The following is a 15,147-nucleotide window of genomic DNA, read 5'->3' on the forward strand; positions in this document are numbered from 1 at the left end:
CCGAGCCCGGACCGTCGAACCCAGGAGCGCTGCACACGTGGCCGTCAATCTCGCCACCATCGAGTCCGTCACGAAGGTGTACGGCACCCGGGCCCTTCTGGACGGGGTCAGCCTCGGCGTCAGCGAGGGGGACCGGATCGGCGTCGTCGGACGCAACGGGGACGGCAAGACCACCCTGATCCGGATGCTCGCCAAGCTGGAGGAGCCGGACGGCGGGCGGATCACCCACGTCGGCGGGGTGGAGATGGCCGTCCTCACCCAGCACGACTCGCTGGACCCGGACGCGACCATCCGGCACGAGGTCATCGCCGGCCGCGCCGACCACGAGTGGCTCGGCGACTCCCGCATCCGCGACATCATCGAGGGCCTCTTCGGCGGCCTCGACCTGCCCGGCTTCCCCGACGGCCTGGACACGGTCATCGGCCCGCTCTCCGGCGGTGAGCGCCGCCGGATCGCCCTCGCCAAGCTGCTGCTCGGCTCGCCCGACCTCATCGTGCTCGACGAGCCCACCAACCACCTCGACGTCGAGGGCATCGCCTGGCTCGCCCAGCACCTCCAGAACCGCCGCTCCGCGCTCGTCTGCGTCACCCACGACCGCTGGTTCCTCGACCAGGTCTGCACCCGGATGTGGGACGTCCAGCACGGCTCGGTGCACGAGTACGAGGGCGGCTACTCCGACTACGTCTTCTCGCGCGCCGAGCGCTCCCGGATCGAGGCCACCGAGGAGCAGAAGCGCCAGAACCTGGCCCGCAAGGAGCTCGCCTGGCTGCGCCGCGGCGCCCCGGCCCGTACCTCCAAGCCGCGCTACCGGATCGAGGCCGCCAACGCGCTCATCGCCGACGTCCCCGAGCCGCGCGACAAGAGCGAGCTGATGAAGTTCGCCAACGCGCGCCTGGGAAGGACCGTCTTCGAGGTCGAGGGCATCACGGTGAAGGCCGGCCCGAAGCTGCTGCTGGAGGACGTCACCTGGCAGCTCGGCCCCGGCGACCGGATCGGCCTGCTCGGCGTCAACGGCGCCGGCAAGACCTCGCTGCTGCGGGCGCTGCGCGACGCCTACACCTCGGAGGGCGACATCCAGCCCGACTCCGGCGTGGTCAAGGTCGGCAAGACGGTGCGGCTGGCGTACCTCTCCCAGGAGGTCGCCGAACTGGAGCCGACCACCCGGGTGCTGCAGGCCGTCGAGCAGGTCCGCTCCCGGGTCGACCTGGGCAAGGGCCGGGAGATGAGCGCCGGCCAGCTGTGCGAGCAGTTCGGCTTCGGCAAGGACAAGCAGTGGACGCCGGTCGGCGACCTGTCCGGCGGTGAGCGGCGCCGGCTCCAGCTGCTCCGGCTGCTGATGGACGAGCCCAATGTGCTGTTCCTCGACGAGCCCACCAACGACCTCGACATCGAGACGCTGAACCAGCTGGAGGACCTCCTCGACGGCTGGCCCGGTTCGATGATCGTCATCAGCCACGACCGCTTCTTCATCGAGCGGACCACCGACGTGACCTACGCGCTGCTCGGTGACCGGCGGATGCGGATGCTGCCGAACGGCGTCGACGAGTACCTGCAGCGTCGGGCCGCGATGGCCGCTGCCGCCGCCGCTTCGGCCGCTGCCGCGGTGGCCTCCGGCGCGACCGGTGCCGCTGCGGGCGGCGCGGAGGACTCGGCGTCCGCGCTGTCGGGCGGCGACCTGCGGGCGGCGAAGAAGGAGCTGCAGAAGCTGGAGCGCCAGATCGCCAAGCTGGACCAGAAGGAGTCCAAGCTGCATGCCCAGCTCGCCGAGCACGCCGCCGACTTCTCCAAGGTCGCCGAGCTGGACAGCCAGCTGCGGGCGGTCCGGGAGGAGAAGGAGGAGCTGGAGATGACCTGGCTGGAGCTGGCCGAGCAGGTCTGACCGGGGCCGGCGTCCCGGAGGTTCGGGCCCCGACCGGTGCTGGGTCGGGGTCGGTCGGGGTCGGTTCAGCGGGGCGGGTGGCCGGCGAGCAGGGTGTCCAGTTCGTCCGCCGCCCGGCCCAGCGCGCTGCGCGACGGGTCGTGCGGCCGGGTCGGCCGCGCCGCCGCCCCGGTCGGTGGACGGTGCGCGCGCGCCGCGGCCGTCAGCTCGTCCAGCGCCCGGCCGACCCGCTCCACCTCCGCCCGCTCCGGCACCCGCCCGCCGTACCGGCGCTGCGCCGCGAACGCCGCCACCGCGCCGCTCAGCCGCTCCAGCGCGGCCGTCGCGGGCAGCCACTCGGCCGCGTGCCGGCCCGTCGGCGGCGGCTCGGCCAGCCCCTGCTCCACCTCCGCGCGGGCGTCGGCGAGCGCCCGGTAGGCCGTCCGCCGCAGCCACACCTCGGACCGGGGCTCCGGCCCGTCCTGCCGCACCACCGAGGCCAGATAGGCCTTCAGCGCGGCCGCCGCGGACACCAGCCGCGGCTCGATCCGGTGCCTCGGCCGTTCCGGCCAGAGCAGATGGCCGAACAGCAGCACGATCGCGCTGGCCAGCACGGTGTCCAGCACCCGGGGCCGGAACTCGGCCGCGCCGTCCTGCCCGCCCAGTTGCAGCAGGACCAGCGCCATCGGCGTCATCACCACGGTGTTCAGCCCGTAGTGCGCCGCCGTCGCGTACGGCAGCAGGGCCACGCAGAGCGCGGCGATCGCGACCAGCGCCCACGGACCGGGAGCCAGCGACAGCACCGCCGCCGTCACCGCCACCCCCAGCACCGTCCCCACCGCACGGCTCACCGAACGCAGGAACACCGAGCCGAGGTCCGGCTTCAGGACGAAGGCGATCGTCATCGGCACCCAGTAGCTCCGGCTCAGCGGCAGCACGGCCATCAGCGCCGCCCCCACCGCGATGCACAGCGCCAGCCGCGCCCCGTACCGGGCCGCCCCGGGCGAGACCAGCCGCACCCGCAGCCGCCACGGGTCCGGCGGGGGCGCGGGAGCCGTGGTCAGCACGGCCTCCCGGCCCGCGACCGTCGCCGCGGCCGCGCGCAGCGCCGCGTCCAGGGCCTGCCGGGAGGGCGTGTCCGGCGACCAGTCAGGTACCGGGACCTCGCCGCCGCCGTGCTCCACCGCGCGGGCCAGCAGGCCCGGTACGGCGGCCACCTCGGGCGGCACCGGCCGCCAGGCCCACAGCAGGCCGGTGGCCGCCTCGGTGGCGGCGAGTGCGGCCCGGTACATCGTGTGGACGCGGTGGGCGGCGGTGCCCGGCGCGGTGTCGGGTGCGGTATCCGGCGCGGTGTGGGGCGCGGTGTCCGGCGCGGTGTGGGGCGCGGTGTCCGGTGCGGGCGGGTTCCGCAGGGGGCGGGGCAGGGGCGGGAGCACGTCCTGGAGCTGGTTCAGCCGGGCGGTCAGCACCTGGCGGGACGCCGACCCCTGCGGAGTCCCCAGATCCGCGAGCATCCGGCCGAGCGCGTCGTACACGGCGGCGAGCGCGCGCACCCCCGGGTCGGCACCGGGAGCCCGGCGGCGGCCGCGCAGGGGCACACCGAGCAGCAGCACCAGCACCGCGCCCGCCGGAAGCACCGCCGCCGCGGCCCACCACGGGTGCGGCAGCGGCATCCCGCTCCCGAGCGTGGCGGAGACGAGCAGCAGCAGCCCCGCCGCCGAACCGCGCGGGCCCGTCGCACTCAGCGCGCCGGAGACGAACGCCGTCAGCGTCAGCCCGGCGCCCAGGGCGAGCGGGCCGACCTGGGCGTGCTGGAGCGCGCTGCCGATCAGCAGGCCGAGCGCCGAGGCCGGTACGGCGGTGGCGATCCGGCGGGCCCGCAGCCGGACCGGCTCGACCCGGTCGTTCATCGTCGCGTGCATCGCACCCAGCCCGGCGAACACCCCGAGGTCCACCCGGTGCGCCAGCAGCCCCGCCGCCAGCGCCAGTGCCATGGCGAGCGCGGCCCGGGCCATCGGCGCCCACGGCAGCGGCGGCCGGGCCGGGCGGGCGGCCCGGGCCCACCAGGGGGTGGGGGGCGTGGCGGGGGTGCCGGAGGCGCCGGGGGTGCTGGGGGCGACCGGGGTGCTGGGGGGCATGCGGGGCGTCCGATCCGCGGCGGGGCCGGGCCCGGCGGGTGCGGGGCTGGGCGGCGGCCCGGGGCGCTGCTGTGCGACGCTGCGCGGCAGTGTGAGGTCTCGTCCGGCGTGACCGGACCGGGCCAGTCTAACGGCGCCCGCCGGACCCTCCGGCGGGCCCTGTGCGGGTGCACGTGTCAAGTTCGTACCGATCGCTTGCAAGCGGGGCACGGGCCCTGCCGGTCCGTCGGGGGCGGTGGCTACGATGATTGAGGCGCCGTCCGTCCCGACTGGCGGACGGATCGGCCCGATGGACCCGATGGGCCGGATCGATCTGTGCGGCCTGTAGGGCCGAGTAGTTGACGGTGTGTGTCGCGGTGCGGCGACCTGCGGGGGTCGCGCCGCGCACGGGGGAGAGGTGGATTGCTGTGCCAGGCGAGGCTGGACCGGGAGGCGCGGGCTGGGCCGATGGCCCCGACGGTGAAGTGATGCCGTGGACGCTGAGCAACAGTTGGATCGGTCGCGTGGTCGGCCAGGTCCAGGTCGACGTCAGCGCCAACGCGCTGGTGGCGGCGTTCGGCTCCAAGGACGTCAAGATCGAGCTCGACACGCTGACCAACTTCAAGAAGAAGGTCGACGCGCTGCTGGCCTCGCTGGAGGGCTCCGAGGCGGCGCAGCACAAGATCAAGGAACAGAAGCTGCTCGCCGGGAACCTCGGTAGCGGCTTCCACGAGTCCGCGGACCTGATCGCCGCGTACGAGAAGACGCACGCGGCGATCGCGCAGCTCTCGAAGTCGTTCGCGGAGCAGATCGACAGGATGAGCAAGGCGGTCGCGCAGACGGCGGGCAGTTACGGCAACAACGAGGAGCACCAGACGGCGGCGGTCAACGCGGCCGCGAAGGGCGCGGACGGCGGGCCGGGCGGGCCGACGGCGACCGGCAAGTACTGATGATCGGCGTGCGTGTTCGCTTTGTTGGAACGGGGAGCAACTGATGGCAGGTGGAACGAACTTCGAAGGGCTGGGGCATCCCCAGCTCAAGCTGATGGTGGCCGGCAGCGATCCGTCCAAGGTGACCGGTCGCGGCAACCAGCTCAAGGCCGCCGGGCGCGTGCTGGACGAGCTCAGCAAGGCACTGGCCGCCCATGTGACCCAGATCCAGTGGGAGGGGCCGGCCGCCGAGAACTTCAAGTCGTGGGCCGGTGACCTGCACAAGTCGGCGGCCATGATCAGCGAGTACTCGAAGGGCGCGGGCGACGCCATGGTGCAGGCCGGGGAGGCCCTGAGCACCGCGAAGACCGGCGTGCCGGAGATTCCGAGCAAGGACATCGACACGGTGAAGCGGCACGCAGAGCAGCCGTGCCTCAAGCCTTCGCCCTTGAGCATCGCCGGCTTCGGCAACCCGTCCGTGTCCACCGACGCGATCATGAAGAAGGAGGACCCGACCTGGGTCTCCTACATGGAGGCCACGGCGGCGCAGAAGCGGGTGGACACCGCGCACCAGGAAGCCATCCACCAGATGGAGAAGCTGGGGCAGGCGTACGAGGCGGCGACGACCAAGCTGAACTCGCTCAAGATGCCCGACCTGCCGGGTCAGTCGGGCGGCGAGTCGCACAGCGGGACGGAAGAGGTTTCGGTCGGTGGTGGCGGCGGGCGTGCCGGCTCCGGTGGCACGGGCCGTACTCCGCGCGGTGGTTACACCGGAAGCAGCGGCTACAGCCCGCCCTCCGGCGGTGACAGGAACGGCGGCGGTACCGTGACGCCGCGTCCGCCGGTGCTGGTGACGCCCGGGCCGACGCCGCCGGTGAACGTCACACCGACGCCGATGCCGCCGCGGCACGGCACTCCGGCTCCCCTGCCGGGCGACCCGAACACGCCGGGACCGGTGCCGACGGGACCGACGCACCCCGGGGACCGTCTCGGCACCGGGCTCGACAGCCTGCCGACGGTACCGACGCTGCCCGGCCAGACCGGGCCGGTGGGTCCCGGAGGCGGTCCCGCGCCGGTGTACCCGCAGGGAGGTGGTCCCGGGCACCCGGGCACGCCCGGTGGCGGGCCCGGTGGGTTCCCCGGTGGAGGGCCGATCCCGTTCGGCGGGACCACTCCGTTCACCGGTGGGACGGGCCCGCTGAAGAGCGGCGGGGGCCCTGTGCCCCCGAGCCGGACCGGCACTGTCGGGGGCAACCTGCCGACGAAGAGCGGCGGTCCGGGTGTGAGCAACGGCGGCACGGTCTTCGGGGCGCGTGAGGCCCAGGGCCGGTCCGGCGGGTCCGCCGGCGGTGGCTTCGGCGGTCCGGGTGGCGGGATGCACCAGGGTGGCGGCCACGGTGGTGGCACGGTCGGCGGTGCGCGCGGTCGGGGCTACAGCTCGACCGGCGGCGGCGTGGTCGGCGGGGCGAAGGGGCCGGTGGCCGCAGGGGAGTTCACCCCGGGCGGCAGCGGCCTGCGCAACCGGGCCGCCGCTGCCGGTGCGGCGTCCGCCGAGGGCGCGGCGCGGCCGGGCCAGAACGGCATGATGGCCCCGGGTATGGCGGGCGGCGCGGGCGAGCGGCGCGAGCGCGACCGCCGCAACCGGGCCGACTACCTGCACGAGGACGAGGAGACCTGGACCAGCGGTACTCCGAAGAGCAACCCGGGCGTGATTGAGTAGTCCGGAACGACTGCCCGGCCGCTGGGACTCCCGGTGGCCGGGCAGTCCTGCGCGGGGCGGTCCTGGCTCGATGGGGAAAGTGACGAGGGAGCAGCGATGCGGCGGACGAACGTACGGGCGCGGGGACTCGCCGCAGCGATGGTGGCGGCCGGGATCGTGGCCGGGCCGTTGGCGGGCCCGGCGGTCGCGGCGGATTCGATCCGCGAGCAGCAGTGGCACCTGGACACCATGAAGGCGTCCGACATGTGGAGGACCAGCAAGGGGCAGGGCGTTGTCGTTGCGGTCATCGACAGCGGCTTCCAGTTGAGCCATCCCGACCTGGCAGGACAGTTCCTCCCGGGGAAGGACCTCAGCGGCCTTCCGGGCGGCATCGAGGAGGACAAGAGCGGCCACGGCACTCAGATGGCGTCTGTCATCGCCGGTACCGGCAAGGGACTGGGTGGTCAGGGCGCCTACGGTCTGGCGCCCTCGGTCAAACTGCTGCCGGTGAAGGTCAAGGACAACGGCAACACCGGGACTACGGTCAATACCTCGGAATTCCTCGGCCAGATCAGCCAGGCCATCACCTTCGCGGCCGACCAGGGGGCGAAGGTCATCAGTATCTCGCAGGGAAGTGTCGCCGGAGAGGCCACGGCTGCCGATGTGGAGTCCCTCAAGACCGCCGTGACCCACGCGAACAGCAAGGGCTCGCTGGTCGTCGCCAGCGTCGGGAACTCGGCGCAGAGCGGGAATCCGGTCCAGTACCCCGGTGCGATTCCCCAGGTGCTCGGTGTGGGCGCGGTCGACCGGAACGGCACGGTCACGGCGGAGTCGGAGCGAGGTCCGCAGGTGGATCTCGCCGCTCCGGGAATCGACATCTTCAGCGCTTGCGCCGCGTCCTCCGGCTATTGCAAGGGGCACGGCACATCGGATGCGACGGCGCTCGTCTCGGCCTCGGCCGCGTTGGTCTGGGCGGCGCATCCGGACTGGACCGCCAACCAGGTGGCGCGGGTTCTGCTCAATACGGCAGGCAAGGCCGACGACGGCGCCCAGCGGAACGACGCCATCGGATACGGCATCGTCCGCCCCCGCGTGGCGCTGACGGAGCCGGGGGATCCGGGGCCGGCGGACGTGTACCCGATCCAGGAGCAGCCGGTCGGGCAGCCCGCCCCCAGCGGCTCGGCCGCCCCGTCGGCATCGGCGTCGGCAACGGTGCCCGCACCCGCGCCCACCCCACCGTCCTCCGCCTCCGCCTCGCCGGTGGCGGCGAAGGAGGACAAGGGCTCGCCCCTGGTCCTGGTGGCCGCGGTGGTCGGGGGGTTGGTGCTGGTGGCCGGCGTCGTCGTGCTGCTGCTGCGGCGTCGGGGCGGCCCGCGCGCGCGGTGAGCGGGCGGCGCCGGGGGGCGTGGGGTGCGGGGCGGGGCGCGGGTGTCACCCGGGTGGGTGCTGTCGGGGGTGGGGCGGGGTCGCCAGGGTTGGGGGTATGGGTGCGACGGGGCAGATGCGGCGGGCCGCTGCGGCGGCGCTGATCGGTACGGCGATCGAGTTCTACGACTTCTTCATCTACGGGACGGCGGCGGCGCTCGTCTTCGGGGAGGTGTTCTTCCCCGAACTGGGCACGGTGGGCGCACTGTTGGCGGCGTTCTCGGTGTACGCGGTGGCGTTCCTGGCGCGGCCGCTCGGGGCGGTGGTGTTCGGGCACTTCGGGGACCGGTTGGGGCGGAAGGCCACGCTGGTGGTGTCGCTGCTGCTGATGGGGCTGTCCACGGCGGTGGTGGGGGTGCTGCCGGGGTTCGCCGCGTGGGGGTGGTGGGCGCCGGTGGCGCTGGTGGTGCTGCGGGTGTGTCAGGGGTTGGGGCTGGGCGGGGAGTGGGGCGGCGCGGCGCTGCTGGTGGCGGAGAACGCGCCGGCCGGGCGGCGGGGGCGGTACGGGGCGTACCTGCAGTTGGGGCCGACGACCGGGTTCGTGCTGGCCAACGGGATCTTCCTGGTGCTGCAACTCTGGCTGGACCAGGCGGCGTTCAGGTCCTGGGGCTGGCGGGTGCCGTTCCTGGCGTCGCTGGGGCTGGTGGCGGTGGGGCTGTTCGTGCGGCTGCGGCTGGAGGAGACGCCGCTGTTCCGGGGCGAGGTGCGGGCGGGGGCCGAGCGGGCGCCGGTGGTGGAGGTGCTGCGGGGGCACTGGCGGACGGTGCTGCTGGGCTGCGGCGCGATCACCGTGGGGTACGCGCTGTTCTACCTGACCACGACGTACTCGCTGGCGTACGCGACGACGGGGCTGGGGGTGCCGAGCACGGTGGTGCTGTCGATGCTGCTGGCCGGTGCGGTGGGGAAGGGGGTGACGGTGTGGCTGAGCGCGCGGCGCAGTGACGCCTGGGGGCGCAGGCGCACGCTGCAGGGGGCGACGGGGCTGGCGGTGCTGTGGTCGCTGGTGCTGTTCCCGCTGTTGGAGACGGAGCGGCGCGGGCTGATGTTCCTCGCGCTGGCGGGGGCGATGGTGGTACTGGGCTGCCTGCTGGGGCCGTTGGCGGCGTTCCTGCCGGAGCTGTTCCCGACCCGGGTGCGGTACACGGGGGCGGCGCTGACCTACAACCTGGGCGGTGTGGTGGGCGGGGCGACCACCCCGTTGATCGCGACCAGGCTGACCGGGACGTACGGGACGGCGGAGCCGGTCGGCTGGTACCTGGCGGGGTGCGGGGTGGTGGCGCTGCTGTGTCTGCGGCTGCTTCCGGAGACCTGCGGGAGGGACCTCTCGGCGGTGTCCGGGCCGGTCGCGCGGACCGCCGGGACCGATTTCCCTTTCCGACCCCCTGCCGTGTAATGTCTTCCTTGTTCGAGCGGGCAGGCGGAGCGAAAGCGAAGCAGGCGGGTTCGGGCAAGGAACAGGCCCCTATAGCTCAGTCGGTAGAGCGTCTCCATGGTAAGGAGAAGGTCTGCGGTTCGATTCCGCATGGGGGCTCAGTCAGGACCCCCGCCATCGAGGCGGGGGTCCTTTTCGTTGTGTCCGCCCGGTGGTGGCGGTGAGACGGTCTGGCAAGTCGGGTACGGAATGCGCTGTGATGGTGCGTCACCGGCCGCCCTTTCCCGCCGGGCGGGGCTGCGGGCGGGATGCCGACCTGGAGGGCTCTCATGGGTGTTCGCCTCGTGGTGGTCGACGACCACCGGTTGTTGGCCGAGGCGCTGGCCACCGCGCTCCAGCTGCGGGGCCACCGGGTGCTCGCGGTGGGCTCGCCGGCCGCGTCGGCGGCCGATCTGGTGGCGGGACGGCGTCCGGAGGTGTGCCTGCTGGGAGTGTCCGCGCCGGCCGACCCGGGGGCGTTCGACGGCTTGCGCAGGATTCGCCGGGAACGGCCCGAGGTGGCTGTCATCGTGCTCGGTCCGGTGGGTGAACTCCGTGGTGTGGCAGCGGCGTTCGCGTCCGGTGCGGCCGGGTACGTGCCGAGCGACGAGCGGATCGAGGTGGTCGAGCGGGCGATCGCGCGGGCCCGGGCCGGTGAGGCGGCGGTCGCGGTGGAGGTGCTGCGGGGCGCGTTCGACCAGTTGCTGAGACCGGCGGCGGAGCCGGACGACGAGGCGGTCCGGCTGCTGCGGCTGCTCACCCGGCGCGAGGTGCAGGTACTGGCGCGGATCGCGGACGGCGAGGACACCGCGGCGATCGCGGCGGGGATGCGGATCGCGGCGAGCACGGCCCGGACGCACGTCCAGCGGGTGCTGATGAAGCTCGGCGCGCGGACCCGGTTGGAGGCGGCGGCGGTGGCGGCGCGCACCGGTCTGCTGGACCGGATGGCGCGCGGTTGACGGACGGCCGTTCGGTGGTCCGAGCACCCCTGGTGGACAGGGAGAATGGGCCCCAGTCGTACGAACGTCCCCGATGGTCCGCCGACCGCGGACCATCGCCCGCTGGAGGTCTCATCATGAGTAAGTACCTGGTCACGGGTGGCGCCGGTTATGTCGGCAGTGTGGTCGCCGCCCACCTGCTGGAGGCGGGGCACCAGGTCACCGTCCTGGACGACCTCTCGACCGGTTTCCGGGAGGGCGTGCCGGCCGGTGCCGAGTTCGTCGAGGGCCGGATCCAGGAGGCCGGCGGGGTCCTGGACGGCTCCTTCGACGGTGTGCTGCACTTCGCGGCCTCCTCGCAGGTCGGCGAGTCGGTCGTGGACCCGGAGAAGTACTGGCGCAACAACGTGGCCGGCTCGCTGGAGCTGGTCTCCGCGATGCGCGCGGCGGGTGTGCGCAAGCTGGTGTTCTCCTCCACCGCCGCCACCTACGGCGAGCCGGAGTCGGTGCCGATCGCCGAGACCGCCCGCACCGCGCCCACCAACACCTACGGCGCCACCAAGCTGGCCGTGGACCACCTGATCACCAGTGAGGCCGTCGCCCACGGCCTGGCCGCCGTCTCGCTGCGCTACTTCAACGTGGCCGGTGCGTACGGTGCCCACGGCGAGCGCCACGACCCGGAGTCGCACCTGATCCCGCTGGTCTTCCAGGCCGCGCTGGGGCAGCGCGAGCACATCGCGGTGTACGGCGACGACTACCCGACCCCGGACGGCACCTGCGTCCGCGACTACATCCACGTCGCGGACCTGGCCGACGCGCACCTGCTGGCCCTGGACGCGGCGAAGCCGGGCGAGCACCTGATCTGCAACCTGGGCAACGGCAGCGGCTTCTCGGTCCACGAGGTGATCGAGTCGGTCAAGCGGGTCACCGGTCGTGAGATCCCGGTGGTGGTCTCCGGCCGCCGCGCCGGCGACCCGGCGGTCCTGGTGGCCTCCGCCGAGCGCGCCCACCAGGCCCTCGGCTGGACCCCGCGCCGTCCGAACCTGGACGACATCGTCGCCGACGCCTGGAAGTTCACCCTGGAGAAGAACGCCGGCTGAGGCACGGGCGACACGCCACGGGCGCCGCTCCCTCCCGTACGGCGAGGGGGTGGCGCTCCGGCGTTCCCGCCGGGCCCGGAGCCGGTGGGACAACCGGGTCAGGAGGTCGCACCGGAGCACCAAGTCACGCCAATTTCGCACCTCCTGACGAAACTTCACCAAACCCCCACCGAGCCCGCGCCCACCCCGTACGCTGATTCCGGTACCGGTGGGGGTCGGCACCTCGGCCCTTCCGGGCACCCGGGAGGTGAGCGGCGCAGGAGCGCCCGGACGGCGGCGGCAGGACCGGCGCGCCGTACCGGACGCGGGCCGGAGCTGAGCAGGGGGGAAGTGACGATGGGGCGGATCCGCGTCCTGGTGGTCGACGACCACCGGATCTTCGCCGAGGCGCTGGCCGCGGCGCTCGCCGCTGAGCCCGATGTCGAGGTCGCCGCGGCGGGCAGCGCGGCCGCCGCGGAGCGGGCGCTGGAGCGTGCCGCCACCGAGGGGCGGGTGTTCGACGTGGTCCTGGTCGACGCCGACCTCGGGGTGGCGGAGGCCGTTGCCGCCCGCAAGCCCCGTCAGCCGGGCGCCGACCCGCCGGAAGCACTCCGCCGCCGACCGCCGGCGACGGTGCCCTCGCCCCGCCGTCCGCCGGTGGCCCAGGCCGCCGGACCGCCCGCGACGGCCGTCCCGCCCGGGGCCTCGGGTCCGCCCGGGGCCGTCGTCCGTCATCCGATCGACCGTCGTCCGGCCGCTCACCCGGCCGGCCCGCTCGCGGCGGAACCGCATCCGACGGCACCGGTGATCCCGGTGGCCGCCCCGGCGGTCCCCGCGGCCGTCCCGCCCGCCGGCCAGATTCCCGACGGCATCACCCTGCTGGCCCGGCTCCGTCGCCACCACCCCGGCCTGCGGGCGATCGTCCTGGCCACCGCCGACGATCCGCACCGGGCCGCCCGTGCCCTGCACGCGGGCGCCACCGGCTGGGTGGCCAAGGAGAGTTCGCTGGCCCGGCTGCTGTCGGTGATCCGGGGTGTCCTGCGGGACGAGACCCATCTGCCGCCGGCGCTGCTGACCGGCGTGATCCGCGAACTCACCACCGCCCGCCGGGACCGCACCGAGAGCGAACGGCTGGTCGACACGCTCACCCCGCGGGAGAAGCAGATCCTGCGCTGCATGGTCGCGGGCCTCGGCCGGCAGGCCGTGGCCGAGCGGCTCTACCTCTCCCCGCACACCGTCCGTACGCACATGCAGAACGTCCTCGGCAAGCTCGGGGTGCACTCCACCCTGGCCGCCGTCGCGGTGGCCCGCCGGGCGGGCGTCAGCCCGTCCGAGCTCGCGGCTCCCGCTGTCCCGCCGTCCGTCGCCACGACCACCTCTCCCGGCCCCGGCTGAACCGCCCGTCCGTCACCCCAGCACACCGGTTCGGCTCCGTCAGGTCAGGGAATTCCGGAGGACAGATGTCGCCGCACAGTACTTCCGCACGCCCGCACCCGACGCCCCAGGGCGCCGACGAGAGCTCGGACAAGAACGCGAACGCCGCCGCGGGCGCCCCTGGCGCCGGCCCGGAGTCGCCGGAGGGCGCGCCGTCCCCGGCGGCCGTCGGCCGCGCCACGCTGCCGACGGGGATGCGCACCCTGGTGGTCGGCGCCGGGGCGGCCGGGACCGCGTTGGTGCGCGACCTCGACCGGGCCCCGGAGTTCGGCCTCGACCCGATCGGCCTGCTGGACGACGACCCGGCCAAGGCCGGGCAGTGGGTGGACACCGTGCCGGTCCTCGGCACGCTCGCCGATCTGACCGCGCTCGCGGTCGAGCACCGCGCCCAGGTGGTGGCACTGGCGATCCCCGGGCTCGCCCCGCAGCGGGTCAGGGCGCTGGCCACCGCCGCCGCGGCGGCCGGGGCGGCCGTCCGCTACCTGCCGTCCTTCCTCGCCGCGCTGCGCCGCGAGGTGGTCGGCTCGGACATGCGCAGCCTGGACGTCAACCGGCTGATCGGCCGGCACGAGGTGCACGTGGTCTCCGCCGACGTCCGGGACGTGATCGAGGGCCGGCGGGTGCTGGTGACCGGCGCGGGCGGCTCGATCGGCAGCGAACTCTGCCGCCAGGTGCACGCGTTCAACCCGAGCGCGCTCTACATGCTGGACCACGACGAGTCCAATCTGCACCGGCTCCAGCTGGAGATCTGGGGCGAGGCGCTGCTCACCGACGAATCGCTGGTGATCGCCGACATCCGGGACCGGCCGCGGATCCAGCAGATCTTCCGGGACCTGAAGCCCGAGGTGGTCTTCCACGCCGCCGCCCACAAGCACCTTCCGCTGCTGGAGCGCCACCCCAGCGAGGCGGTGAAGTCCAATGTGCTCGGTACCGACCACCTGGTGGAGGCGGCGCTGGCCACCGGCGTCGAGCGGTTCGTGCTGATCTCCACCGACAAGGCGGCCGACCCGACCTCGGTGCTCGGCGCCAGCAAGCGGCTGGCCGAGCTGATCGTCCAGGCCAACGCCAGGGACGCCCGCAACCTGGGCACCGGGGTGTTCTCCGCGGTGCGGTTCGGCAATGTGCTGGGCTCGCGCGGCTCGCTGCTCTCGGTCCTGGCCGAACAGCTGCGCAGCGGCGGGCCGGTGACCGTCACCCACCCCGATGTCACCCGGTTCTTCATGACCATCGAGGAGGCGGTCGGCCTGGTGCTGGAGTCCGGCCGGATGGCGCGCGGCGGCGAGGTGTTCGTGCTGGACATGGGCGAGCCGGTGCGGATCGTCGACCTGGTGCACAACTTCGCCGAGCAGGTGCAGCTGGCCCGGGACGAGGTGGAGATCCGCTACACCGGGCTGCGGGCCGGGGAGAAGCTCAACGAGGCGCTGTTCTCGGAGGACGAGGAGCGGCTCGCGACCGAGCACGCCCGGATCTACGCGACCGTCGCGGACACCGCGGGCGGGCCGGAGGACCTCGCCGGCGGGCTGACCGGGCTGTACGGGGCGGCGGCGGTGAACAGCGACGACGAGGTGCGCCGCCGGCTGGCCGAGCTGCTGCCGGGCTACCGGACGCCGGAGCCCGCGCCCGCCCCGGTGCCGGCGCTCAGTACGCCCTACCCGGACGGTTTCTGACCGGACGGGCTCCGGCCGGACGCCTTCCGGCCGGGGCGGGGCCGCTCAGGGGATGTTGTCGAAGGGCGCGACCAGCTGCCTGAGCAGTCCGGCGAGCTCGCCCTGCTGGGTGGAGGTCAGCTGGGCGAGCAGCTCGCGCTCGTGGGCGAGCAGCCCGGCGAGTGCCTGGTCGGCGCGGTCGCGCCCGTCGTCGGTGAGGCGGACCAGGACGCCGCGCCGGTCGTCGGGGTCGGGCAGCCGCTTGACCAGGCCCTTGCCGGTGAGCCGGTCGATCCGGTTGGTCATGGTGCCGGAGGTGACCAGGGTCTGGGTGAGCAGTTGCCCGGGGGAGAGCTGGTACGGGGAGCCGGCCCGGCGCAGGGCGGTCAGGACGTCGAACTCCCAGGGCTCGAGCCCGTGCTCGGCGAAGGCGGTGCGGCGGGCGCGGTCGAGGTGGCGGGCGAGCCGGCTGACCCGGCTGAGCACTTCGAGCGGTTCCACGTCGAGGTCGGGGCGCTCTCTGCGCCATGCCGCGACCAGTCGATCGACCTCGTCCTCCATGGCGATCAGTGTATCGGGGGTTGTGTCGATGTGAAGTCTCTTGACATCGA

At 74.0% G+C, this 15,147-nt stretch carries 11 protein-coding genes and 1 tRNA gene; 10 read left to right on the plus strand and 2 right to left on the minus strand.

What is annotated here, in order from left to right; genetic code table 11:
- Positions 1-37: 37 nt before the first annotated feature.
- Positions 38-1,879, plus strand: a complete 1,842-nt coding sequence (locus OG715_RS25055) for an ABC-F family ATP-binding cassette domain-containing protein (RefSeq protein ID WP_266271165.1) — start codon at positions 38-40, stop codon at positions 1,877-1,879.
- A 65-nt stretch (positions 1,880-1,944) separates the two neighbouring features.
- Here OG715_RS25055 and OG715_RS25060 read toward each other — a convergent pair whose 3' ends face one another.
- Complete coding sequence (locus OG715_RS25060) at positions 1,945-3,996, minus strand: FUSC family protein (protein WP_266271166.1); 2,052 nt, start codon at positions 3,994-3,996, stop codon at positions 1,945-1,947.
- Between the two features lie 467 nt (positions 3,997-4,463).
- Between OG715_RS25060 and OG715_RS25065 the strand changes: the two genes are divergently transcribed.
- The 9 genes from OG715_RS25065 to OG715_RS25105 all read left to right on the plus strand — a co-directional run bounded on the left by OG715_RS25065 (position 4,464) and on the right by OG715_RS25105 (position 14,557).
- Entirely contained in the window at positions 4,464-4,925 is a 462-nt protein-coding gene (locus OG715_RS25065) for a hypothetical protein (protein WP_266271167.1), read from the plus strand.
- Positions 4,926-4,968: 43 nt separating this feature from the next.
- On the plus strand, positions 4,969-6,624 hold the full coding sequence (locus tag OG715_RS25070) for a WXG100 family type VII secretion target (protein WP_266271169.1): 1,656 nt from the start codon (positions 4,969-4,971) through the stop codon (positions 6,622-6,624).
- Between the two features lie 96 nt (positions 6,625-6,720).
- Positions 6,721-7,989: a type VII secretion-associated serine protease mycosin gene (gene mycP / locus OG715_RS25075; RefSeq protein ID WP_266271171.1), complete on the plus strand. Its 1,269-nt coding sequence runs from the start codon at positions 6,721-6,723 to the stop codon at positions 7,987-7,989.
- A gap of 97 nt (positions 7,990-8,086) precedes the next feature.
- Positions 8,087-9,421 (plus strand): MFS transporter, encoded by a 1,335-nt coding sequence (locus tag OG715_RS25080; RefSeq protein ID WP_266271173.1) that lies wholly within the window; start codon positions 8,087-8,089, stop codon positions 9,419-9,421.
- Positions 9,422-9,486: 65 nt separating this feature from the next.
- Positions 9,487-9,559 (plus strand) — tRNA-Thr (locus OG715_RS25085).
- Positions 9,560-9,729: 170 nt separating this feature from the next.
- The gene (locus OG715_RS25090) at positions 9,730-10,398 is read left to right on the plus strand and encodes a response regulator transcription factor (RefSeq protein ID WP_266271174.1); all 669 of its coding nucleotides are present in this window, start codon (positions 9,730-9,732) and stop codon (positions 10,396-10,398) included.
- Positions 10,399-10,514: 116 nt separating this feature from the next.
- A complete protein-coding gene (gene galE, locus OG715_RS25095) occupies positions 10,515-11,477 on the plus strand; it encodes a UDP-glucose 4-epimerase GalE (protein WP_266271175.1) in 963 nt (320 codons plus the stop codon).
- 336 nt (positions 11,478-11,813) lie between these two features.
- Positions 11,814-12,851 carry a LuxR C-terminal-related transcriptional regulator gene (locus OG715_RS25100; protein WP_266271177.1) on the plus strand — a complete coding sequence of 346 codons (1,038 nt, stop codon included), beginning with the start codon at positions 11,814-11,816 and terminating at the stop codon, positions 12,849-12,851.
- Positions 12,852-12,916: 65 nt separating this feature from the next.
- Positions 12,917-14,557, plus strand: a complete 1,641-nt coding sequence (locus tag OG715_RS25105) for a polysaccharide biosynthesis protein (RefSeq protein ID WP_266271178.1) — start codon at positions 12,917-12,919, stop codon at positions 14,555-14,557.
- 45 nt (positions 14,558-14,602) lie between these two features.
- Here OG715_RS25105 and OG715_RS25110 read toward each other — a convergent pair whose 3' ends face one another.
- Complete coding sequence (locus tag OG715_RS25110; RefSeq protein ID WP_030398043.1) at positions 14,603-15,097, minus strand: MarR family winged helix-turn-helix transcriptional regulator; 495 nt, start codon at positions 15,095-15,097, stop codon at positions 14,603-14,605.
- Between the last annotated feature and the right edge of the window lie 50 nt (positions 15,098-15,147).

Origin of the sequence: Kitasatospora purpeofusca (assembly GCF_036010405.1) — a bacterium.
GTDB classification, from domain to species: Bacteria; Actinomycetota; Actinomycetes; order Streptomycetales; family Streptomycetaceae; genus Kitasatospora; species Kitasatospora purpeofusca.